General features: G+C 70.7%; 19 protein-coding genes. 7 read left to right on the top strand and 12 right to left on the bottom strand.

Annotated features, from left to right (window positions below; all coding sequences use genetic code 11):
• Positions 1-119: 119 nt before the first annotated feature.
• The gene (locus tag ASC67_RS15150) at positions 120-620 is read left to right on the top strand and encodes a DUF1097 domain-containing protein (RefSeq protein ID WP_056322820.1); all 501 of its coding nucleotides are present in this window, start codon (positions 120-122) and stop codon (positions 618-620) included.
• A gap of 184 nt (positions 621-804) precedes the next feature.
• Positions 805-3,069 carry a PhoX family phosphatase gene (locus ASC67_RS15145; RefSeq protein WP_056322816.1) on the top strand — a complete coding sequence of 755 codons (2,265 nt, stop codon included), beginning with the start codon at positions 805-807 and terminating at the stop codon, positions 3,067-3,069.
• Positions 3,070-3,138: 69 nt separating this feature from the next.
• Here ASC67_RS15145 and ASC67_RS15140 read toward each other — a convergent pair whose 3' ends face one another.
• The 3 genes from ASC67_RS15140 to ASC67_RS15130 all read right to left on the bottom strand — a co-directional run bounded on the left by ASC67_RS15140 (position 3,139) and on the right by ASC67_RS15130 (position 5,571).
• Positions 3,139-3,948, bottom strand: a complete 810-nt coding sequence (locus tag ASC67_RS15140) for a BPSS1780 family membrane protein (protein WP_056322810.1) — start codon at positions 3,946-3,948, stop codon at positions 3,139-3,141.
• A gap of 13 nt (positions 3,949-3,961) precedes the next feature.
• Positions 3,962-4,936 (bottom strand): homoserine kinase, encoded by a 975-nt coding sequence (locus ASC67_RS15135; RefSeq protein WP_056322806.1) that lies wholly within the window; start codon positions 4,934-4,936, stop codon positions 3,962-3,964.
• A gap of 278 nt (positions 4,937-5,214) precedes the next feature.
• Complete coding sequence (locus ASC67_RS15130; RefSeq protein WP_056322802.1) at positions 5,215-5,571, bottom strand: hypothetical protein; 357 nt, start codon at positions 5,569-5,571, stop codon at positions 5,215-5,217.
• A gap of 78 nt (positions 5,572-5,649) precedes the next feature.
• Between ASC67_RS15130 and polA the strand changes: the two genes are divergently transcribed.
• On the top strand, positions 5,650-8,457 hold the full coding sequence (gene polA / locus ASC67_RS15125; RefSeq protein ID WP_056322796.1) for a DNA polymerase I: 2,808 nt from the start codon (positions 5,650-5,652) through the stop codon (positions 8,455-8,457).
• Between the two features lie 37 nt (positions 8,458-8,494).
• Here the strand turns inward: polA and ASC67_RS15120 are convergent, their stop codons facing one another.
• The 4 genes from ASC67_RS15120 to ASC67_RS15105 all read right to left on the bottom strand — a co-directional run bounded on the left by ASC67_RS15120 (position 8,495) and on the right by ASC67_RS15105 (position 12,298).
• Positions 8,495-10,324 carry a hybrid sensor histidine kinase/response regulator gene (locus ASC67_RS15120; protein ID WP_056322790.1) on the bottom strand — a complete coding sequence of 610 codons (1,830 nt, stop codon included), beginning with the start codon at positions 10,322-10,324 and terminating at the stop codon, positions 8,495-8,497.
• Positions 10,325-10,373: 49 nt separating this feature from the next.
• Positions 10,374-11,120: a response regulator transcription factor gene (locus ASC67_RS15115; RefSeq protein WP_056322784.1), complete on the bottom strand. Its 747-nt coding sequence runs from the start codon at positions 11,118-11,120 to the stop codon at positions 10,374-10,376.
• A 100-nt stretch (positions 11,121-11,220) separates the two neighbouring features.
• On the bottom strand, positions 11,221-11,673 hold the full coding sequence (locus ASC67_RS15110; RefSeq protein ID WP_056323195.1) for a MaoC family dehydratase: 453 nt from the start codon (positions 11,671-11,673) through the stop codon (positions 11,221-11,223).
• Positions 11,674-11,677: 4 nt separating this feature from the next.
• Entirely contained in the window at positions 11,678-12,298 is a 621-nt protein-coding gene (locus ASC67_RS15105) for a ParA family protein (protein WP_056322778.1), read from the bottom strand.
• 134 nt (positions 12,299-12,432) lie between these two features.
• Here ASC67_RS15105 and ASC67_RS15100 point away from each other — a divergent pair, with 134 nt between their 5' ends.
• The 3 genes from ASC67_RS15100 (at position 12,433) to ASC67_RS15090 (ending at position 15,226) form a co-directional block, all read left to right on the top strand.
• On the top strand, positions 12,433-13,080 hold the full coding sequence (locus tag ASC67_RS15100) for an NAD(P)H-dependent oxidoreductase (protein ID WP_056322775.1): 648 nt from the start codon (positions 12,433-12,435) through the stop codon (positions 13,078-13,080).
• Positions 13,077-14,888 (top strand): glutathione-regulated potassium-efflux system protein KefC, encoded by a 1,812-nt coding sequence (kefC, locus tag ASC67_RS15095; RefSeq protein ID WP_056322770.1) that lies wholly within the window; start codon positions 13,077-13,079, stop codon positions 14,886-14,888. The genes ASC67_RS15100 and kefC overlap by 4 nt, the downstream gene beginning before the upstream one ends.
• A gap of 125 nt (positions 14,889-15,013) precedes the next feature.
• Positions 15,014-15,226, top strand: coding sequence for a hypothetical protein (locus ASC67_RS15090; RefSeq protein ID WP_056322766.1), 213 nt, complete (start codon positions 15,014-15,016; stop codon positions 15,224-15,226).
• Between the two features lie 18 nt (positions 15,227-15,244).
• Here the strand turns inward: ASC67_RS15090 and panC are convergent, their stop codons facing one another.
• From panC to ASC67_RS15070, 4 genes are all read right to left on the bottom strand, one after another.
• Positions 15,245-16,102: a pantoate--beta-alanine ligase gene (gene panC / locus ASC67_RS15085; protein ID WP_056322761.1), complete on the bottom strand. Its 858-nt coding sequence runs from the start codon at positions 16,100-16,102 to the stop codon at positions 15,245-15,247.
• A 6-nt stretch (positions 16,103-16,108) separates the two neighbouring features.
• A complete protein-coding gene (panB, locus tag ASC67_RS15080; protein WP_156466787.1) occupies positions 16,109-16,948 on the bottom strand; it encodes a 3-methyl-2-oxobutanoate hydroxymethyltransferase in 840 nt (279 codons plus the stop codon).
• Between the two features lie 73 nt (positions 16,949-17,021).
• The gene (locus ASC67_RS15075; protein WP_082536041.1) at positions 17,022-17,873 is read right to left on the bottom strand and encodes a ScpA family protein; all 852 of its coding nucleotides are present in this window, start codon (positions 17,871-17,873) and stop codon (positions 17,022-17,024) included.
• Positions 17,874-17,890: 17 nt separating this feature from the next.
• A complete protein-coding gene (locus ASC67_RS15070; protein ID WP_056322751.1) occupies positions 17,891-18,091 on the bottom strand; it encodes a DUF3460 family protein in 201 nt (66 codons plus the stop codon).
• A gap of 108 nt (positions 18,092-18,199) precedes the next feature.
• On the opposite strand from ASC67_RS15070, the gene ASC67_RS15065 reads away from it, so the two are divergent.
• The gene (locus ASC67_RS15065; protein ID WP_056322748.1) at positions 18,200-19,738 is read left to right on the top strand and encodes a CYTH and CHAD domain-containing protein; all 1,539 of its coding nucleotides are present in this window, start codon (positions 18,200-18,202) and stop codon (positions 19,736-19,738) included.
• 7 nt (positions 19,739-19,745) lie between these two features.
• Here the strand turns inward: ASC67_RS15065 and ASC67_RS15060 are convergent, their stop codons facing one another.
• A complete protein-coding gene (locus ASC67_RS15060) occupies positions 19,746-21,410 on the bottom strand; it encodes a SulP family inorganic anion transporter (RefSeq protein WP_056322743.1) in 1,665 nt (554 codons plus the stop codon).
• Positions 21,411-21,453 lie beyond the last annotated feature (43 nt).

The raw sequence follows: 21,453 nt of genomic DNA, 5'->3' as shown, positions 1-21,453 counted from the left end.
GGCGGGGGTGATCCGAACACTGCCGCCACCACTCGTCGTTGGCAGTCAGGGGTGGTGCGCCGGCCGGCGGCGGGCGCTTCTTCTCTCCATACCGATACCTAGACTTGAGGAGACTCACCATGCCCTTGCTCATTGCCCTGGCGATTTCGATCGGCGTTCTGGCCGTGGTCGCGACCTTCCTGTTCCTCGGCCCGCTGGCGGCCTTCGGCGTCCAGATCTGGCAGGCCTTCGTGGCCTGGGCCTGCTACTTCCACTGCGGTGGCAAGCCCGCTTCGGCGCGGACCACCATCGTCTGCATGTCCTTCGGCGTCGTCGTCGGGGCGCTGTCGGTCATGCTGGCCGGGCAACTGGGCTCGCTCGGGTCGCTCGCCGCACCGGTGGCGGTGGGCATCGGTGCGGCGGTGATCGTGCTGGCCGCGCACATCGGTCTGCTCGCCACGATCCCGGCCTGCGTCTACGGCTTCGCGTGCGTGGCCGGGCTGATCCTGCTGAAGAGCGTGGCGCCGATCGACGCGATCGTGCCGTCCATCGTGTCGATCGCGATCGGCGCGGGCTTCGGCTGGGCCTCCGAGGCGCTGGCCGGCATGCTGACCAAGAAGGCCGCTCCCGCGGTGGTCTGACCCACGACAGCGCAGAGCGCCCCGGCCGTCCCTGACGGCCGGGGCGCTCTTGCACTGCCGTCTTCGTGACAGGCGCGACACCGATCTGTCACCGCGCTTTCATGTCCCGTGCCTAACGTCTGCGGCTTCTAGGTGTGCCCATCCCGGCCCACCCCGTCCCCCAGCAGTCGCAAGGAACGCAGACATGAATCAGCGAGTCAATCTCCCCCTGCTCGGCATCGAAGGCGATGACGAGAACAGCAATGCCAGCGGCAACGCCGATTTCATGGCCGTGCTCGACGCCCGGCTGAGCCGGCGTTCCGTGCTGCGCGGCGGGGTGGGCACCGCAGCGGCCGTGGTGCTGGGCGGGATGGGCGTCAGCGCCTGCGGAGGCGGGGACGACGACGACGCGCCGGCGACCAACCCCCCGGTCGACAAGCTCGGCTTCACCGCGGTGGCCAAGAGCACCGCCGACGCCGTGAGCGTGCCCGCGGGCTACACCGCCGCCGTGATCTATGCGCTCGGCGATCCGCTGACGGCCGGCACTCCGGCCTATGCCAACGACGGCAGCGACACCGACTTCGACAACCGCGCCGGCGATCACCACGACGGCATGGAGTACTTCGGGCTCAACGCCGCCGGCACTGCGCGCGATGCGAACGGCTCCGAGCGCGGCCTGCTGGCGATGAACCACGAGGCGCTGAGCGACAACTATCTGCACGTGAACGGCAGCTCGGCGCGCCCGCGGCCGGCCTCGGAATCCGACAAGGAGATCCCCGCCCACGGCGTCTCGGTGGTCGAGGTCCGCAAGACCGGCAGCGCCTGGTCCTACGTCCAGGACTCGGCCTACAACCGCCGCGTCACGCCGCTCACGCCGGTCGAGCTGTCGGGCGCGGTGCGCGGCAACGCGCTCGCGAAGACCCTGTACTCGACCACCGGCAATGGCGCCCGCGGCACCATCAACAACTGCGGCACCGGCTACACGCCCTGGGGCACGCTGCTGACGGGCGAAGAGAACTTCGAAGGCTACTTCACACGCTCCGCGACCGACGACGCGGCCCGCGGCGACAAGAGCGTCACCGCGCTCAATCGCTACAAACGCAAGCAGGGTGCTGCGAGCCGCCACGGCTGGGAAACCAGCGGCGCGGACGACAAGTACCAGCGTTGGGACATCAGCAAGCTCGGGGCCTCGGCCGACGGCAGCGACGACTACCGCAACGAGCTCAACACCTTCGGCTACATCGTCGAGATCGATCCCTACGACAAGATCGCGGCCGTCAAGAAGCGCACGACGATGGGCCGCTTCGCCCACGAGAGCGCGGCCTTCGGCAGGGCGGTCGCCGGCAAGCCGCTGGCCGTCTACATGGGCGACGACTCGCGCGGCGAGTACATCTACAAGTTCGTGTCGGCCACCAACTGGGATGCCGCCGATGCGGAACCCTCGAACCGCATTGCCGCGGGCGACAAGTATCTCGACAGCGGCACGCTCTACGTCGCGAAGTTCAATGCCGACGGCAGCGGCGACTGGGTCGAACTGAGCTTCGACAACCTCGACGTGAAGAACTACGCCGGCTATGCCTTCGCCGACGCCGGCGACGTGGCGATCCACTCGCGGCTGGCCGGCGATGCCGTCGGTGCGACCTCGATGGACCGCCCCGAGTGGTGCGCGGTGCACCCGACGACCGGCGAGATCTACTACACGCTCACGAACAACAGCGTGCGCAAGCTCGAACCGGCGGCGCCGGCGGTCGGCGCCGCGCCGGATTCCATCCAGCGCGCGCTCGACGCGGCCAACCCGCGCAGCTACAAGGACTCCTACGGCGGCGCGCCGGAAGGCTCGGCCGGCAACATCAACGGCCACATCATCCGCATGAAAGAGGACGGCGGCGAGCCGTCGGCGACCGGCTTCACCTGGGACGTCTACCTGTTCGGTGCGCAGTCCGACGCCGACACGTCCAAGATCAACCTGTCCTCGCTCACCGCGGACCAGGACTTCTCCAGCCCCGACGGCCTGTGGTTCAGCCGCTCGACCGGCCTGTGCTGGATCCAGACCGATGACGGTGCCTACACCGATGTGAGCAACTGCATGATGTTGCTCGGCGTGCCGGGCCAGGTGGGCGACGGCGTGAAGACCACGCTCAGCTACACCTTGGCCGACACCACCACGCTCACGGTCGACACCTATGTCGGCAAGAAGCCGACGGCCGACACGCTCAAGCGCTTCCTGGTCGGCCCGAAGGACTGCGAGCTGACCGGCTGCACCGAGACGCCCGACGGCAAGACCGTGTTCGCCAACATCCAGCACCCCGGCGAGACGATTTCCGCCGCGACCATCGGCAACCCGGCGGGCTATGTGAGCCACTGGCCCGGCAACGCCGGCTACCAGGCGACCGCGGGCAACACGAGCTCGCGGCCGCGCTCGGCCACGCTGGCGATCACCAAGGACGACGGAGGCCGCGTCGGGGCCTGAGGCCCTGGACGGCGCCCGGTCGGCGGATGCCGGGCGGGCTTTCGAGGCCGGCGCTTGCGCCGGCCTTTTTCATGCCGTCTTCGCTTCGCCCTCGCTGCTGTCGGGGCCGTCGCTGAGGTCGAAGGCGTCGACGAAGCTGAAGTACAGCGAGGCGTAGAAGATGGTCGACACCAGCATCGTGAGCGGCAGCACCGCCAAACCCATCACCTGCTGCAATCCCAGCATCGCGGTGACGACCTGCAACAGCGTCACGAACAGCATCGTCAGGCCGAACCAGGCCAGCCCATAGACGGCAAAGGCGCCGCGGCTGCGCCAGCACGCCACGATGCTGGCGAACAGCGCCTTGTTCACCGGCATGCGGCCCCAGCACACCAGGGCCGGCGCATGCCAGAAGGCCAGCGACAGCAGCGCCATCAGCGCCAGGCGCAGCAGCACGCTCCACGGCAGCAGCGGGTCTTCGAGCGCCGCCTCGGCGGTGGTCTCCTCCGAGGCGATGGCCTCGATGGCCGCTGCGAAGCGGCCGCCATCGAGCACATGCGACAACAGCACGACGGCGATCGCCGCGGCCGCGTAGGCTGCGCCGAGCTGCAGCAGGCGGTTGCGGTTCAGCGGGTCGCGCAGCGGCAGCAGCGCCAGCTGTGGCGTGGCAACGCGGCCGGCCAGCACCTCGCGGGTGGCGAGCAGGAAGGCGACGGTGGCCACCGGCATCAGCGACAGGGCCAGCACCGGCCCGACGGCCGGCAACTGCAGCAGCACGAACACCACCAGGCCGAACAGCGCGAACAGCGCCGCGAATGCCAGCGGCTGGCGGAAGAACACGGTGAAACCGGCGCGCACCCACAGCAGGCCCTGGCGGGCGCGAACAGTCTTGAGTTTCATCGGGTGGGGGTTCTCAGCGGCCCGCCGGGTGCCACGGTGTCGCGATGCGCTCGCGCAGCACGCGCTCGAAGTGGGTGGGGTCATGCGGTACCAGCATGCTGGCCTCGCGCGGCAGGTGCACGTCCCACAGTCGCGAGATCCAGAAGCGCAGCGCCGCGGCGCGCAGCAGGGCGGGCAGCAGCCGCAGTTCGTCGCCGGTGAGCGGGCGCACCGTGGCGTAGGCCGTCACGAAGGCTGCAGCCCGGTCTTCCAGCAGCCGGCCGCTCTCGAGATCGATGCACCAGTCGTTCAGGCAGACGGCGATGTCGAAGGCGAGGCGGTCGACGCCGGCGAAGTAGAAATCGAAGAAGCCGGTGAGCCGCGAGCGCCCCTCGGCGTCCTCGTCGAACATCACATTGTCGCGGAACAGATCGGCGTGGACCGGCCCGCGCGGCAGCGCGGCGTCGGAGGCCGACGCGGAGACGCTGTGCTGGAACGCCAACTCGTCCTCCAGCAGCGCGCGCTGCGGCGGCGCGAGGAAGGGCAGGATCTGCGGCACCGTCTCGTCCCACCAGGCCAGGCCCCGCAGGTTGGGCTGGTGGTGCGGGTAGTCGCGTCCGGCCTCGTGCATGCGGGCCAGCATCGCGCCGACCTGCTGGCAATGCGCCGCGCTGGGGGCCAGCACGTGGCCGCCGCGCAGGCGCTCCACGATGGCGGCCGGCTTGCCATACAGCGCATGGAGGATCTCGCCGCCGGCATCGGCCTGCGGCATCGGCACCAGGATGCCGCGTCCGGCCAGGTGCTTCATCAGGTGCAGGTAGAACGGCAGCTGTTCGAAGCTCAGGCGCTCGAACAGCGTCAGCACGTACTCGCCGCGCTCGGCGGTGAGGAAGTAGTTGGTGTTCTCGATCCCGGCCTTGATGGGCTTGAGCGCCTTCAACGGCCCGAGGCCGACCTTGTGCGCCAGGGCCGCGGCTTCGTCGAAGCCGACTTCGGTGAAGACCGCCATCGCTGGCGGCCTAGGGCCTGTTAACGCTATGGGAGGGCTTGCGCCGAGGCCCGGCGGGCCAGGGGGCGAGGCGCGGCCGAGGCCGTGTGCCCGTGGCACACAACGAGGCCGCAACGTCGCCCCGTGGCCTGCCCGGCCCCGGTCCGAAGGGTGATCCCAGGAAGCGGGCGCCCTCTGCGTTGCAAATGCTCGCCGTAGCCCAAGCTACGGCTGTGCCTTGCGCCTTGATGGCGCCCGCTTCCTGGGTCACGCAAGCCCTCCCATAGCGCTAACAGGCCCTAGAAGGTGAGGACGCGCCAGACGCGCCGACCGGCGCCGCCCTTCGCCGAACTGGGGCCTTCCGAGGAATCACGGCCGGCGTCGATCGGCAGCACCTCGTACTCGGCCTTCACCGGGCCCTTGGGCTGCACCTTGATGCTCTGCACGGCACCGCGCACGCGCAGTTCCTCGACGCGTGCGTTGTCGTCCTCGATGACGCTGCGCCTGACCGCCGGTTCGCCTCGGGTGGGCGGGGCCTCCTGCTCCACGCGCGCGGCCGGCGCCGATGCCGCGACCGCGGCCTGGGCCAGGGCGAGCGCCGGGGCTGCGCCGAAGGCGCAGCACAGCAGGGCGAGAGTCAGGGAGCGCTGCAGCATGGGGTCGATTGTAGGACGCGGCCTGTGCCCTCCGGGCGCACGGGGCACGCGGCGTGGAGCAGCGGCCACAATCGGCGCATGAGTGCCCATGACGATTCCTGCCTGCTGCTGGTGGACGGCTCCAGCTACCTCTACCGCGCCTATCACGCACTGCCCGACCTGCGCAATCCGGCCGGCGAGCCGACCGGCGCGGTGCGCGGCATGGTGGCGATGCTGAAGAAGCTGCGCGAGGAGTTCCCGTCCGCCCACGCGGCCTGCGTGTTCGACGCCAAGGGCAAGACCTTCCGAGACGATTGGTATCCGGAGTACAAGGCCAACCGCGCCTCGATGCCGGACGACCTGGCGAAGCAGATCGCGCCGATTCACGTTGTGGTCAAGCTGCTGGGCTGGCCGGTGCTCGAGATCCCCGGCATCGAGGCCGACGACGTGATCGGCACGCTGGCTCGGGCGGCCGCCGCGCGCGGCCAGCGGGTCATCGTCTCGACCGGCGACAAGGACCTGGCGCAGCTCGTCGACGCGCACGTGACGCTGATCAACACGATGAGCGGCGAGCGGCTCGACGTACCCGGCGTGGCCGAGAAGTTCGGTGTGCCGCCGGAGCGCATCGTCGATTACCTGACGCTGGTCGGCGACGCCGTCGACAACGTTCCGGGGGTCGAGAAGGTGGGCCCCAAGACTGCGGCCAAGTGGATCGCCGAGCACGGCTCGCTCGACGGTGTGATGGCCGCGGCCGATGCCATCAAGGGCGTGGCCGGCGAAAACCTGCGCAAGGCGCTGGACTGGCTGCCGCTGGGACGGCGGCTGGTGACCGTGAAGACCGATTGCGACCTGTCGGAGGCGCTGCCGGGCTGGGGCGGTACTGCCGCCTGGGATGCCCTGAGCTGGCGCGAGGCCGACCGGGAGGCCCTGCTGGACTTCTACACCGACAACGATTTCCGGGCGTGGCGCCACGAGCTGGAATCGGCCCGCGCCGCTGCCCAGCCGGCGCCGCAGCCGGCGGCGGGGGCGGGAGGGCAGAGCGCGCTGTTCGCCGACCCGCCGGCGGCCGACGCCGTGGGCGACCTTGCCGCGCCGGCCGTCGACAAGCGCTACGAGACCGTGCTGACGCGAGAGGCCTTCGAGGCCTGGCGCGTACGCATCGAGGCTGCCGACCTGGTGGCGCTGGACACCGAGACCGACTCGCTCGACGGCATGCGAGCGCGCATCGTCGGCCTGAGCTTCAGCGTGCAGCCCTACGAGGCCTGCTACATCCCGCTGGCGCACACCTACCCGGGCGCGCCCGACCAACTGCCGCTCGACGAGGTACTGGCCACGCTGAAATCCTGGCTCGAGGACGGGTCGCGCGCCAAGCTCGGCCAGAACGTCAAGTACGACACCCACGTGTTCGCCAACCACGGCATCGCGGTGCGCGGCTACGTGCACGACACCCTGCTGCAGAGCTACGTGCTGGAGGCGCACAAGCCGCACAGCCTGGAGAGCCTGGCCAGCCGCCACCTCGACCGCAAGGGCCTGAGCTACGAGGACGTGGCCGGCAAGGGCGCGCAGCAGATCCCGTTCGCCCAGGTGGAGCTGACCCGAGCGACCGAGTATTCGGGCGAGGACAGCGACATGACGCTGGACGTGCACCGGGTGCTGTGGCCGCAGCTCGAGGCCGCGCCGCGCCTGCGCGAGGTCTACGAGCGCATCGAGATGCCGACCTCGGTCATCCTCGGCCGCATCGAGCGCCATGGCGTGCTGATCGACAGCGCGGTGCTGGCGCGCCAGAGCGCCGAACTCGCGCAGCGCATGGTGGCGCTGGAGCAGGAGGCGCATGCGCTGGCCGGGCAGCCGTTCAACCTGGGCAGCCCCAAGCAGATCGGCGAGATCCTGTTCGGCAAGCTGGGCATCCCGGCGAAGAAGAAGACCGCCAGCGGCGCGCCGAGCACCGACGAGGAGGTGCTGGCCGAGCTGGCCGCCGACTACCCGCTGCCGGCCAAGCTGCTGGAACACCGCTCGCTCGCCAAGCTCAAGGGCACCTACACCGACAAGCTGCCGCTGATGGTGAACCCGGCCACCGGCCGCGTGCACACCAACTACGCGCAGGCCGTGGCGGTGACGGGCCGGCTGTCGAGCAACGACCCGAACCTGCAGAACATCCCGATCCGCACGCCCGAGGGCCGGCGCGTGCGCGAGGCCTTCATCGCGCCGCCCGGCCACGTGATCCTGAGCGCCGACTACTCGCAGATCGAGCTGCGCATCATGGCCCACATCTCCGAGGACCCGGGTCTGCTGAAAGCTTTCGCAGAGGGCCTGGACGTGCACCGCGCCACCGCGAGCGAGGTGTTCAACGTGCCGGTGGCCGAGGTCAGCAGCGAGCAACGCCGCTATGCCAAGGTCATCAACTTCGGCTTGATCTACGGCATGGGCGCGTTCGGCCTGGCCAGCAACCTCGGCATCGAGCAGAAGGCCGCGAAGGACTACATCGACCGTTACTTCGCGCGCTTCGCCGGCGTGAAGCGCTACATGGACGAGACCCGCGCGCGGGCCAAGGAACTGGGCTACGTGGAGACGCTGTTCGGGCGCCGCATCTACCTGCCCGAGATCAATGGCGGCAACGGCCCGCGCCGCACCGGCGCCGAGCGCCAGGCGATCAATGCGCCGATGCAGGGGACCGCGGCCGACCTGATCAAGCTCGCGATGATCGCGGTGCAGGCGGCGCTCGATGCCCAGCAGCGCGCCACGCGCATGGTGATGCAGGTGCACGACGAACTGGTGTTCGAGGTGCCCGAGGCCGAGCTCGACTGGGCCCGGACCGCGGTGCCGGAACTGATGGCCGGCGTGGCCGAGCTGAAGGTGCCGCTGCTGGCCGAGGTGGGCGTGGGCGCGAACTGGGACCGGGCGCACTGAGTCCGGGCTGCGGCAACGCAGCGCGCGGGCCCAACGCTCAGCGCAGGCCCAGCTTGAACGCGATCATCGCGCGCAGCTTGTTTGGCGCCACCGGCTTGATCAGCAGATGGAAGTCGTGGCGGTTCGACTCTTCCTCGTGCCCGGTCATGGTGCTGCCGGTCACCAGGATGGCCGGCAGCGGCTGGCCGAAGGCGGCACGCAGACTCGTCAGCGCCTCGATGCCCGTGCGCCCTTCGGGAAGGCGGTAGTCGACGATCGCCAGGTCGGGGGTCGTCGCGCCGGGGCCGCCGGCCCAGGCCTCGGCGGCCGACACGGTGTCGAAGGATTCGACGCTGGCGCCCCAGCCCTTGAGCAGCACGACCAGGCCTTCCCGAACCGCCGGCTCGTCCTCGACGATGACGATGTGGCGATGCTCCAGCGTCAGTCCCAGCGCGGGCTTGCCGGTGCTCGGTTCGGAGAGCTGGCTGCGCTGGATCTTGCCGGGCGGCACGGTCAGCGTGAACACCGAGCCCTGGCCGGGCACCGACACCAGGTGCAACGGGGCCTCCATCAGGCGGGCCAGGCGCTGCACGATCGACAGGCCCAGGCCCAGGCCCTTGGGCTGGTGCAGGCCGAGGGGTGCGTTGGCCTGCACCTGGTAGAACTCGTCGAACACTCTCGACTGCTCGGCCGAGGCGATGCCTACGCCGGTGTCCCACACCTGCAGCAGGACTTCGTCGCCGCGCCGGCGGGCGCTGACCAGCACGCCGCCGTCGACGGTGTAGCGGATGGCGTTGGACAGCAGATTGCGCACGATGCGATCGACCAGCACCGGGTCGCCGTAGACCACGTGGTGTGCGCCGCGGAAGCGCAGGCTCAGGCCCTTCTCGAAGGCGGTCGGCTCGTACTGCAGCTTCAGGCGCTGAAACAGCTCGCGAAGCGCAAAGTGGCGCGGCTGCGGCTCGACGCCGCCGGTGTCGATCTTGGTGATGTCGAGCAACTCGCCGAACAGGCCCTCCAGCGCGTCGACCGAACTGTTGATGCTGTTGACGAGGTGGGTCACCTCCTCGTCGCCGCGGCTCTTGGCGCGCAGCGCCTCGGCGAACAGGCCCATGGCGTGCAGCGGCTGGCGCAGGTCGTGGCTCGCCGCCGCGAAGAACTGGGTCTTCGCGCGGTTGGCGGTTTCCGCGGCGCGCTTGGCCTCGTCGGCGGCGGCCTTCTCGGTCTGCAGCTGCACCGCGAGCATCTCGGTGCGCACCTTCAGCTCGATGGCGCGGTCGAAGGTGCGGCGGTAGGCCCGGCCCAGGATCGTCGTCATGAGGAACACGAGGCTCAGCACGCCGGCCAGAAGCAGGTTGTCGGTGCTGCCCAGCGTTGCGATGCGCACGATGGTCGGCACGAAGCACAGCGAGATGAAGGCGAAGAACGCGCGGTGCTGCGAAGCCATCAGCGTGATCGAGCCGACGCAGAAGCTGTAGATGATCAGCAGCAGCGTGGTCTGGTGGAAGGCCCGCCCGTGTTCGTAGAACATCCAGGCCGCCAGGCCCCAGCAGGCGCCCGAGGCCATGGCGCCGGCGTTCCACAGACGCTGCCAGTGCGCGGCCTGCGACGACGCTGCGGCCCAGCCGACGTGGGCGTAGCGCCGCAGCGTGACGAGGCGCAGCACCCAGACCAGCCCGAACAGCACGCACCAGGCGACCAGCTCGTGGTGCGGCGCGACGGGCCAGTAGATCATCGTCAGCACCATCCCGCCGAGCAGGTTGCCCGACAGCGACACACCGGTCTGGCTGTAGAGCGTGCGCACCACGTCGGGCAGCAGGTCGGCGCGGTTGACCGACTTGCGCTCGGGCGGCGTGGGCAGAGGAGGCAGCGGAGGCAGGGCGTTCATGCGTCGTGGTTCGGGTGTGCGGCCGGGCCCTCCGCCGCGGGGCGCCGGATCAGCGGTTGCCGAGACGCCAGGTGGAGGTGAGGCCGCCCGCCTGCTGCGTCATCTGGCTCACCGCCAGCACGGCCTGGGTGCGGGAGTTGACGCCCAGCGCCCGCAGCACCGCGGCCACGTGGTCCTTGATGGTCTCCACCGACAGGTTCAGGTCGCGCGCGATCAGTTTGTTGGGCTTGCCCTGCAGCAGCAGTGCCAGCACATCGGTCTGGCGCGGCGTCAGGCCCAGTGCGGCCAGCGTCGGCGTGGTCTGGTAATCGCTCTTCGTCGCCTGGGCGCCGATCACCTTCATGTAGCTCGGCACGGTGTCGGGCTCGGCCGCCGGTGCGACGCTGCCGCCCCCGCCATCGACGCCCATCGTCATCGGCGGCACGTAGATGCCGCCGGACATCACCAGCCTCAGCGCCTCGAACAGCGTGTCGTTGCTGGCGCGCTTGGGCACGAAGCCCATCGCGCCCATGTCGATCGAGCGGATCACGTCGCTGGTGCGGTCGCTGGCCGACACCACGACCACCGGCAAGGCCGGATAGGCATTGCGCAGTTCGGCGAGCAGGTCGAAGCCGTTCGCGTCACCGAGCTGCAGGTCGAGCAGCACCAGGTCGAACTCGGCATCGGACTTCAGGGTGGCGCGGGCCGCGGCGGCGCTGCCGGCGCCGACCACGGTGACGTCGTCACCGAGGCCCTGGATCACAGCCTTCAAGGCCGACAGGATGAGCGGATGGTCATCGACCAGCAGGACCTTCATCGCGTGCCTCCGTGCGTTGGGTAGAGCCGGCAGGATGGTAGCGGAGGGTCGGGACCCCGCACGCCCCCTTTCGGGTGAGGCCGGTACGCCGGCCGCGACGCTAGGTGTAGCAGCGGATCAGCGACTCGGCGATGCACACCGGCTTGGCCACGCCGTCGCGCTCGACCAGGGCCTCGATGCCGAGCTGGGCGCCGCCTTCGATCGCCTCCCATCGCTTCAGCGTGAAGCGCGCGCGCAGGCGGCTGTCCACCGGCACCGGCGCCGTGAAGCGCACGCGGTCGAGTCCGTAGTTGACGGCCATGTGCACGTCGGCGATCACGTAGGCGCTCTCGAAGAATACCGGCAGCAGGCTCAATGTCAGGAAGCCGTGCGCGATCGGGGCGCCGAACGGACCCTGGGCGGCGCGCTGCGGGTCGACGTGGATCCACTGCCGGTCTTCGGTGGCTTCGGCAAAGCGGTCGATGCGGGCCTGGTCGACGAGCAACCAGTCGCTGTCGCCCAGCGGTTCTCCGACGAGGGCCTGCAGATCGGCGAGGCGTTCGTAGCGGCGCATGCGCTCAGCGGCCATCGGCCCAGCGGGTGACCAGCGCCCACTGCTCCAGGTCCTTCTCGACGCGGCTCGGCGCCACGTCCCATAGCGTCAGCCCGCGGGCCGCGAGATGGATGTAGTTCTGGGTGTCGCGCAGGTGGCCGAGCAGCGGCACGCCCAGCGTGCCGAGAAAGCTGTCGAGCTGTCCGGCCGAGATGCTGCCGTCGCGCACGCGGTTGGCGATCACCGCCACGTCGACCCGCTCGCTCTTGCGGCGTGCCAGCAGCGCGGTGATGAAGTCGCGCGTCGCGTAGATGTCGAAGATGCTCGGCTGCAGCGGCACCAGCACGCGATCGGCGATCCGCATCACCTCGTCGAGCTTCTTGCCGTGCAGGCCGGCCGGCGTGTCCAGCACGACATGGCTGGTGCCCTTCGGCGGCTTGACCAGGTGATCGGGCTGGAGCTCCCAGCCGGTGATGACCGGCAGCGTGGCGGGCCGCAGGCCGAGCCAGGTGCGTGCCGACTGCTGGCGATCGACGTCGCCCAGCATCACCGCGTGGCCCTGCCGGGCCAGATAGCCGGCAAGGTTGGTCGACAGCGTGGACTTGCCCACGCCGCCCTTGGGATTGGCCACCACGATCACGGGCATCGCTCGCTCCTGTGCAAAGGTCGGGTCGCTGGGAGAATGCGCGGGCTATGTTAGCGGCAGCCTTGGCCTCCCGCCCGCGCGCCGTCTGCCCGCAGCCCGCCCTCCGTGCTGCCGAACCGAGGAAGCTCGACCCCATGGCCCATGTACTGGTGCTGGCCGCCCACCCCGACCTGCGGCTGTCGCGCGTGAACCGGGGCTTGCTCGAGGCCGCCCGTGAGCTGGCGGCCCGGCCGGCCGACGGCAGCACGAGCACGACGCGCAACACGCTGGAGCTGCGTGATCTCTACGCGCTCTACCCGGACTACGTGATCGACGTGCCGGCCGAACAGGCGAGCGCGGCACGCGCCGACCTGATCGTCTGGCAGCACCCGATCCAGTGGTACGCCGCGCCACCGCTGATGAAGCTGTGGTTCGACGAGGTGCTGGCGCTGGGCTGGGCCTACGGGCAGAACGGTACGGCGCTGCGCGGCAAGGACGTGTGGCTGGTCGCGTCGACCGGGGGCACGGAATCGGCCTACCGGCCCGACGGCTACAACCGCTACTTCTTCGACGCCTTCCTGCCGCCCTACGAGCAGACCGCGGCCCTGTGCGGCCTGCGTTTCCTGCCGCCGCTGGTGCTGCACGGTGCCCATGGCATGGCGGCCGCGCAGCTCGCGGCGCACCGAGCCGCCTACCGCGACCGCCTGGCCAGCTATCCGGGCTGGCCCGAGATGGCGGAGCTGGACGACTGCCCGGCCTGCGAAGTGCCGCAGGGCGACCGTCCCGAGGCCGTGCGGCCATGAGCACCGTCACGCCCTGGCTGACCGGCAGCCTGGTGTTCCTGGGGGCGGCGGTGATCGCGGTGCCGCTGTCGAAGGCGCTCGGCCTCGGCGCCATCATCGGCTACCTTGCCGCCGGGCTGGCGATCGGGCCCTTCGGCCTCGGTCTGGTCAGCGACCCCGAGACCATCCTGCATTTCGCCGAGTTCGGCGTGGTGCTGATGCTGTTCCTGGTCGGGCTGGAGCTCGAGCCCAAGCGCCTGTGGGCGCTGCGACGGCCGATCTTCGGCTGGGGTGCGGCCCAGGTGCTGGGCTGCGCGGCGGTGCTGTGGCTGGCCGGCTGGGCCTTCGGCGTGCCGTGGAAGCTGGGGCTGGTGGCGGCGCTGGGACTGGCGCTCAGCTCGACCGCGATCGCCCTGCAGGTGATGGGCGAGCGCAACCTGATGCCCACCAGCTCCGGCCAGGCCGGCTTCTCGATCCTGCTGTTCCAGGACGTTGCGGCGATCCCAATCCTGGCGCTGATCCCGTTGCTCGGGGGCGCTGTCTCCGACGACGTCCACGCCGGCTGGGAGGCGGCGCGCGCGCTGGGCGTGATCGTCGCCATCGTGCTGGGCGGGCGCTTGCTGCTGCGTCCACTGTTCCGCTGGATCGCGCGCAGCAACACGCCGGAGATCTTCACCGCCGCGTCGCTGGGCCTGGTGGTCGGCATCGCGGCGCTGATGCAGGTGGTGGGCCTGTCGATGGCGCTCGGCGCCTTCCTCGGCGGTGTGCTGCTGGCCGAGAGCGAGTACAAGCGCGAGCTGGAAACCGACGTCGAGCCCTTCAAGGGCCTGCTGCTCGGGCTGTTCTTCATCGCCGTGGGCATGTCGGTCGACTTCGACGCGCTGCTGGCGCATCCTGCCATCGTGCTCGGCCTGCTGGCCGGCTTCCTGGCGGTCAAGGCGCTGGTGCTGTGGGGGCTGGCGCGCGCGATGGGCGTGCCCTGGCAGGAGCGGCCGGTGTTCACGCTGCTGCTGGCGCAGGGCGGCGAGTTCGCCTTCGTCGTGTTCCAGGCCGCGGCGACGGCGCAGGTCTTCACCGGCGAGGTGGCCTCGGTGCTGATCGGCGCGGTGGCGCTGTCGATGCTGGTCACGCCGCTGCTGCTGGTCGCCTTCGACCGCTGGGTGCTGCCGCGCTATGCGATCCGCACCGGGCCCGAACTGGAGGAGCTGAGCGAGCCGCAGGATGCGCCGGTCATCATCGCCGGCTTCGGCCGTTACGGCCAAATCGTCGCGCGCATGCTCTACGCCAACGGCCTGAAGGCCACGGTGCTGGAACACGATGCCGAGCAGATCGAGGTGCTGCGCCGCTTCGGCTTCACCGTGTACTACGGCGACGCGACGCGGCTCGACCTGCTGCGCACCGCTGGCGCCGCGACGGCCCGCGTGCTGGTGATCGCGATCGACGACGTGACGCAGAGTCTCAAGGTCGCCGACCTGGCGAAGGAGCATTTCCCGAACCTGCAGGTGGTGGCCCGCGCGCGCAACGTGCAGCACTATTACTCGCTGCGCGACCGCGGTGTCGAGCACGTCGAGCGCGAGATCCTCGACGCCTCGCTGATGAGCGCGCGCAGCGTGCTGCAGTTGCTGGGTTGGGAGCCGCACCGTGCCCGCACGCTGGCGATGCGCTTCCGGCGCCACAGCGTGGGCCAGCTCGAGAAGATGTGGCCGCACCACCAGGACGAGGCGAAGCTGGTGTCGATGGCCCAGGCCGGTCGACAGCAGCTCGAGGAGCTGTTCGCCCAGGACCGCGCGAACCGCGAGGCGCGGCGGCGCGAGGGCTGGGGGGAATGAATCGCCGCCACCGGCCCGGCCGCGCGGCGATGTAGGAGATCGGCTACGGCGCGGCGCGCGGCTTTCTTCTATCGAGCCGTCGGCCGCCCGGCGACGATGGGATCACATTGCCTCGAAAGCACGCCATGGCCCAAGCTGCACAGATCCTCGGCAAGGTCGAGTACCGCGAAGGCGACGGTCCGATGATCGTCATCCGGCCCGGCCCCGTCGAGGTCGAGACCACCGAGATGGATGCCCTGCTGAGCTGGGTCGACGAGGACACGCATGGCGCGGCCACGATGCCGATCGCCGACTTCCAGCGCTATGTGGCGGCCGGCGCCATCCGGCTCGAGGGCTGAGGGCGCGAGCGCTGCTCCTCAGATCTCGAGGTTGTCGATCAGCCGCGTCTTGCCCAGCCGGGCGGCGGCCAGCACCACCAGCGGCTCGGTGGCGGGATCGGGCGCGGTGGCGGTGGGTGCCTGCAGGTCGCTGCGGCGGCGCAGCGCCACGTAATCCGGAGCCCAGCCGCGCGATCGCAGCGTGGCCATCGCCTGCGCCTCGAGCGCGGCAGCGTCCAGGCGCGCACCGGTTTTCGCGGCGGCCAGCACCTCCGCCTGCACGACGTGCAGCGTGGCTGCCAGCTGCGGGGCCTCGGCGCGCTCGGTCTCGCCGAGGTAGGCGTTGCGCGAGCTGAGCGCCAGGCCGTCGTCGGCACGTGCCGTCTCGCCGGCGACGATCTCGACCGGCAGTGCGAACTGCTGCGCCATGCCGCGCAGCACCATCAGCTGCTGGAAGTCCTTCTTGCCGAACACCGCCACGCTCGGCTGCACGCACTGGAACAGCTTCATCACCACGGTGCAGACGCCGGTGAAGAAGCCCGGCCGGAACGCACCTTCCAGCACATCGGCCAGGTCGCCCGGCGGCTGCACCTTGTAGGTCTGCGGCTGCGGATAGAGCTCCTGCTCGGCCGGTGCGAACACCAGGTTGCAGCCCACGCTCTTGAGCAGCTCGCAATCGCGCTCCAGCGTGCGCGGGTAGCGATCGAAGTCCTCGTGTGGCGCGAACTGCAGCCGGTTGACGAAGATGCTGGCCACCACCGGGCCGCCGTGCTCGCGCGCGAGCTTCACGAGCGCCAGATGACCGTCGTGCAGGCTGCCCATCGTGGGCACCAGCGCAGGGGTCCTGGCGCCCGCCAGGGCGTGGCGCAGGTCGGCGATCGTGTGGACGACGCGCATGCTGCTTCAATAGGCGTGCAGCGCTTCGTCGGGAAAGCTGCCGTCCTTGACCGCGGCCACGTAGCGGCGCACTGCATCCTCGATCGACGTGGCGCCGTCCATGAAGTTGCGCACGAAGCGCGGCAGCCTGCCGCGTGTCACGCCCAGCATGTCGTGCAGCACCAGCACCTGGCCGGCAGTGCCGGCGCCGGCACCGATGCCGATGGTCATCAGCCCGGGGTTGTCGGCCTGCACCTGCTTCGCCACCGCCGAGGGCATCAGCTCCAGCACCATCATCGCCGCGCCGGCGTCCGCCAGGGCCTTGGCGTGGCGGCGCAGCGTGGCGGCGCCGGCCTCGTCCTTGCCCTGGATGCGGTAGCCGCCGAGGGCGTGCACGCTCTGCGGCGTGAGCCCCAGGTGGGCGCACACCGGCACGCCGCGCTCGACCAGGAAGTTCACCGTCTCGGGCGTCCAGCCGCCCCCCTCGAGCTTGACCATCTGCGCGCCGGCGGCCATCAGCGTGCCGGCATTGCGCAGCGCCTGCACCGGGTTCTCCTGGTAGCTGCCGAACGGCATGTCGGCGATCAGGAAGGCCGCCTTCGTGCCGCGCGAGGTGCTGCGCGTGTGGTAGCCGATCTGTTCCATCGTGACCGACAGCGTGCTCGACTGGCCCTTGAGCACCATGCCCAGCGAATCGCCGACCAGGATGCAGTCGACGCCGGCGGTGTCGACCAGCGCGGCGAAGCTGGCGTCGTAGGCCGTGATCATCGCGATCTTCTCGCCGCGCGCGTGCATCTCGCGCAGCGTGTGCAGCGTGACGGGCTTGCGGGCACTCGGGGTGTCGGCGGGCGAGGAGTGGCTGCTCATGGTCGGGCTGCTGTCTTTCGACGCTGGGGCGGCGGATTCTGCCAGCATGCCGCCGGCCCGGCGCCCGGGGAATTCAGGACGGCTGGTAGGCCAGCCGGACGTACAGCGGCGCGAAGGCCTCGGCCTGCGTCAGCTCGATCAGGCGCTCGCGCGCCAGTTCCAGCATCGCGATGAAGGTCACCACCATCACCTGCGGGCCGCGACTCGTCTCGAACAGGTCCTCGAACTCGACGAATCGGCGGCCCTGCAGGCGCCGCAGCACGAGGCTCATGTGCTCGCGCACCGACAGCTCCTCGCGCGTGATCTTGTGGTGCTGCACGAGCCGGGCGCGCTTGAGGATGTCGAGCCAGGCTTCGCGCAGTTCGTCGACGTTCACGTCGGGGAAGCGCGGCGTCAGCGACTGCTCGATGTGCACCTGCGCGCGCAGGAAGTCGCGGCCGAGCTGCGGCAACTGGTCCAGCCGGGCGGCCGCGGCCTTGATCTGCTCGTATTCCAGCAGGCGGCGCACCAGCTCGGCGCGCGGGTCCTCGGCCTCCTTGCCCTCGTCGCTGCGCTTCGGGGGCAGCAGCATGCGCGACTTGATCTCGATCAGCATCGCCGCCATCAGCAGGTATTCGGCGGCCAGCTCGAGGTTGCGGTCGCGGATCTGGTCGACGTAGGCCAGGTACTGCCGCGTCACATCCGCCATCGGGATGTCGAGGATGTTGAAGTTCTGCTTGCGGATCAGGTAGAGCAGCAGGTCCAGCGGCCCCTCGAAGGTCTCGAGGAAGACCTCCAGCGCGTCGGGCGGGATGTACAGGTCGGTCGGCAGCGCGAACAGCGGCTCGCCGTACAGGCGGGCCAGCGCGATCTGGTCCACCACGTCGGTCGGGGCCGCCCCCTCGGCGACCACGCTGTCGTTGCTGCCGATCACGGTCGCACGCACGTGCAGCCCGTTCGCGCTCAGCCCTTGGTCTGGTAGACGTAGGGCTGCTGCGGCACCCGCGCATCGCGCTGGTCGGCTGCCGCCTGGCGGTCCTGCGGGCGGTCCCACAGCAGCGCCCGGCCCTCGCGCTGCTTCTCCTCGAGTTGCGGATCGCGCTGCTTCAGCGTGGCGATGAAGTCGGTCACGTCGGAGCGATAGGGTTTCCAGAACAGCGGCATGGCGGGGCTTCAGAGTTCGGCGGCCATTTTACCGGGCGCGCCCGGCAGGCCCCGGCGGCGGGCTGTCACGCCACGGTCACTGTCATATGGCCGTGCCATATTCGCGCGATGACCGAGATCGAACTCAAGCTGCAGGTGCCGGCCTCGGCGCTGGCCGCCTTGGAGCGCGCGGTGGCGGCGCCGGCCGCGCAGCGTACCCGGCTACAGGCGGTCTACTTCGACACCCCGGACCGCCGGCTGGCGGCGGCCGGTATCGCGCTGCGGCTGCGCAAGGAAGGCCGGCGCTGGGTGCAGACATTGAAGGCCGGGCCGGCGCACGGCATGGCGCGCGGCGAGCACAACGTGCCGCTGCTCGTGCCCGCCGGCCAGGTGCCGCAGGAGGCCGATCCGACGCGCCATGCCGGGTCGCCGCCGCATGCGGCGCTGAGCGCCGCGCTCGCGCCGCGCGACGGCGAAGCGCAGGCCCCGGCGCTCGTCGCGCAGTACCGTACCGACATCCGGCGCCTGCACCGGCCGCTGCGCAGCCGCCACGGCACGGTGGAACTGGCGCTCGATCGCGGCGAGATCGTGGCCCGCGGTGCCGACGGCGTCGAGCGCCGCTGGCCGGTGTGCGAGCTGGAGGTGGAATTGCTGCGCGGCGCGCCGCAGGCGGTCATCGAGGTGGCACGCCGCCTGGCGTTGCGCCATGGCCTGTGGCTGGACGTGCGCACCAAGGCCGAACGGGGCGATCGTCTGGCGCGCGGGCTGTCGCCGGGCGAGCCGGTGCCGGCGGTCAAGGCCGGGCCACTGCGCCTGCGCAAGGACACGCCGACCGGTGACGCCTGGGCCGCCGTGCTGCGCAACGTGCTCGCGCAGGCCTCGCCCAACTGGAGCGAAGTCGCCGCCGGCAGCAGCGCTGCCGAGCCGGTGCACCAGCTGCGGGTGGCGCTGCGGCGGCTGCGCTCCGCGCAGCGCTACTTCGAGGGCTGGCCGGGGGTGCCGACGACGCCGGCCTGGGCCGATGCGGCCGCAGCGCTGTTCCGTGAACTCGGCCGCACGCGCGACGTCGACGTGCTGCGCGGCGGGCTGCAGCGCGAGGTGGACGCCGCGCTGGCGGCGATCGGCGAGCAGCCGCTGCCGCTGCCGGCCGCGGCCGACCTGCCGCACTGGACCGATGCCGAACGCGCCCGCCACGGCGCGGTCTTCTTCGACCTGCTGGCCGAGCTGTCGCTGCCGGCCGCCCCGGCCGCTGCAGCCGACAACGCGGAGAAGACCGCCGCGCTGCCGGCCCTCGCCGCACGGCGCCTGCAGGCCTGGCACGAACAGGCGCTGCGCGACGCGAAGCGCTTCGACACCCTGAGCGACGAGGCCCGCCACCGCGTGCGCAAGCGCCTCAAGCGCCTGCGCTACGCCATCGAGTTCAGCACCGGCCTGTTCCCGCGCCGCGCCGTCGAACGCTACCTCGATGCCCTGCGCGAGGCGCAGGAACACCTGGGCGAGTTCAACGACGTGTGCGTGGCGCTGGCGGCCTACCGGCCGCTGGCCGCTCAGCAGCCGCAGGCCTGGTTCGCGGTCGGCTGGCTCGCGGCGCGGCGCGAGGCGACGCTGGCCGCCTGCAGCCGGGCGCTGAAGCGCCTCCGCAAGGCGCGGCCGTTCTGGCCTGACTGAGCGAGGCTCAGTCGGCCACCGGCGCCGCCGACCGTGCCAGCGCCTCGGCCAGCGTCGGCGCGATGCGGTCCTCGCCGATCAGCGCCGAGAAGCCGCTACGCTGCAGCAGCGAGCGCGGCTGCTCGTTCAGCTCGCACAGGTGCAGCGCCACGCCCTGGCGCTGCAGCGTGCGGTAGAGCTGGGTGAGGGCGTCGACGCCGCTGGCGTCGATCGAGATCAGCCGCTGCGCCTCGAGCACCAGCACCCGCGTGCCGGCCGGCAGCCCCGCCGGCACCGCCTCGAGCTTGGCCACCGCGCCGAAGAACAGCGCGCCGTAGAGCCGCTCGACCACCACGCCGGCCGGTGTGTCCACCGTGGCCGCCAGCGGCTCGATGCGGAACAGCGTGCTCATGCGGTAGATGAAGAAGGCGCAGGCCAGCACCAGGCCCACCTGCACCGCGACCGACAGGTCGAAGATCACCGTCAGCAGGAAGGTGCCGACGAGGATGATGCGGTAGGGCAGGCTGAAGTGCCGCAGCCGTGCGAACTCGTGCCACTCGCCCATGTTCCAGGCCACGAACAGCAGGATGCCGGCCAGCGCCGCCAGCGGCACGTGCTCGGCCAGCGGTGCGGCCACCAGCACCACCACGAGCAGCGTGACCGCATGCACGATGCCGGCGACCGGGCTGGTCGCGCCGGCCCGCACATTGGTGACGGTGCGCGCGATCGTGCCGGTGGTCGGGATGCCGCCGAAGAACGGCGTCACCACGTTGGCGATGCCCTGCGCCATCAGCTCCTGGTTCGGGTCGTGCTTCGGTACCGTGCCCACGTTGTCGGCCACGCGCGCGCACAGCAGCGACTCCACCGCGCCCAGCATCGCGATCGTCAGCGTCGGGATGAACAGCTCCTTCGCGCTGCGCCAGCTGAGCTCCGGCCAGACGAAGGCCGGCAGCGCCTGCGGGATGCCGCCGAAGCGCGAGCCGATGGTCTCGACCGGCAGCTGCAGCAGTGCGGTGGCCGTGGTCGCCAGCACCAGCACCACCATCGGCGCGGGCATGCGCGAGGCGCTGCGCAGCGTGGTGTGCTCGACCACGGTGTGGTGCTTCTGCAGCCGCGGCCACGCGAACAGCAGCGCCAGCGACAGCAGGCCGATCGCGAAGGCCATCGGGTTGAAGCTGTCGGCGTGCTCGAGCAGCACGCCGATCTGGGTGAAGAAGTCGGCCGGCAGCTTGGGCGTGACCAGGCCGAACAGGTCCTTGAGCTGCGACAGCGCCACCAGCACCGCGATGCCGTTGGTGAAGCCGATGACGATGGTGATCGGCACGTAGCGCACCAGGCCGCCGAGTCGGAACAGGCCGAGCGCGAACAGCATCGTGCCGGCCAGCACCGTGGCGATCAGCAGGTTGGCCAGGCCGTAGCGCTCGACGATGCCGTAGACGATGACGATGAAGGCGCCCGCCGGTCCGGCGATCTGCACGCTGGAGCCACCGAGCGCGGACACCAGGAAGCCGCCGATGATCGCGGTGAAGATGCCCTGCTCGGGCTTGACGCCGCTGGCGATCGCGAAGGCCATCGCCAGCGGCAGCGCGATCACGCCGACCGTCAGGCCGGCGCCGGCGTCGGCGGCAAAGCGGCCACGGTCGTAGGTCTTCAGCGCATCGAGCAGGCGCGGGCGGAAACGGTGCAGTTGCATGGGGCGGGTCCTCGGGCGTCAGGGGCGGGCGGCAGCGCGGCGG

This window comes from Methylibium sp. Root1272 (assembly GCF_001425905.1).
GTDB lineage: Bacteria > Pseudomonadota > Gammaproteobacteria > Burkholderiales > Burkholderiaceae_C > Methylibium.
This window is presented reverse-complemented; position numbering and strand designations above follow the sequence as displayed.

Bases quoted from the DNA above. Each gene is read 5' to 3' on its own strand.
- ASC67_RS15070 (WP_056322751.1), bottom strand. From the start codon at position 18,091: ATGCCGCTGTTCTGGAAACCCTATCGCTCCGACGTGACCGACTTCATC.
- ASC67_RS15145 (WP_056322816.1), top strand. From the start codon at position 805: ATGAATCAGCGAGTCAATCTCCCCCTGCTCGGCATCGAAGGCGATGAC.
- ASC67_RS15105 (WP_056322778.1), bottom strand. From the start codon at position 12,298: ATGCCCGTGATCGTGGTGGCCAATCCCAAGGGCGGCGTGGGCAAGTCC.
- ASC67_RS15065 (WP_056322748.1), top strand. From the start codon at position 18,200: ATGACCGAGATCGAACTCAAGCTGCAGGTGCCGGCCTCGGCGCTGGCC.
- ASC67_RS15140 (WP_056322810.1), bottom strand. From the start codon at position 3,948: ATGAAACTCAAGACTGTTCGCGCCCGCCAGGGCCTGCTGTGGGTGCGC.
- ASC67_RS15090 (WP_056322766.1), top strand. From the start codon at position 15,014: ATGGCCCAAGCTGCACAGATCCTCGGCAAGGTCGAGTACCGCGAAGGC.
- polA (WP_056322796.1), top strand. From the start codon at position 5,650: ATGAGTGCCCATGACGATTCCTGCCTGCTGCTGGTGGACGGCTCCAGC.
- ASC67_RS15060 (WP_056322743.1), bottom strand. From the start codon at position 21,410: ATGCAACTGCACCGTTTCCGCCCGCGCCTGCTCGATGCGCTGAAGACC.
- ASC67_RS15100 (WP_056322775.1), top strand. From the start codon at position 12,433: ATGGCCCATGTACTGGTGCTGGCCGCCCACCCCGACCTGCGGCTGTCG.
- ASC67_RS15150 (WP_056322820.1), top strand. From the start codon at position 120: ATGCCCTTGCTCATTGCCCTGGCGATTTCGATCGGCGTTCTGGCCGTG.
- ASC67_RS15120 (WP_056322790.1), bottom strand. From the start codon at position 10,324: ATGAACGCCCTGCCTCCGCTGCCTCCTCTGCCCACGCCGCCCGAGCGC.
- ASC67_RS15130 (WP_056322802.1), bottom strand. From the start codon at position 5,571: ATGCTGCAGCGCTCCCTGACTCTCGCCCTGCTGTGCTGCGCCTTCGGC.
- panC (WP_056322761.1), bottom strand. From the start codon at position 16,102: ATGCGCGTCGTCCACACGATCGCCGACCTGCGCCACGCCCTGGCGGGC.
- panB (WP_156466787.1), bottom strand. From the start codon at position 16,948: ATGAGCAGCCACTCCTCGCCCGCCGACACCCCGAGTGCCCGCAAGCCC.
- ASC67_RS15115 (WP_056322784.1), bottom strand. From the start codon at position 11,120: ATGAAGGTCCTGCTGGTCGATGACCATCCGCTCATCCTGTCGGCCTTG.
- kefC (WP_056322770.1), top strand. From the start codon at position 13,077: ATGAGCACCGTCACGCCCTGGCTGACCGGCAGCCTGGTGTTCCTGGGG.
- ASC67_RS15110 (WP_056323195.1), bottom strand. From the start codon at position 11,673: ATGCGCCGCTACGAACGCCTCGCCGATCTGCAGGCCCTCGTCGGAGAA.
- ASC67_RS15135 (WP_056322806.1), bottom strand. From the start codon at position 4,936: ATGGCGGTCTTCACCGAAGTCGGCTTCGACGAAGCCGCGGCCCTGGCG.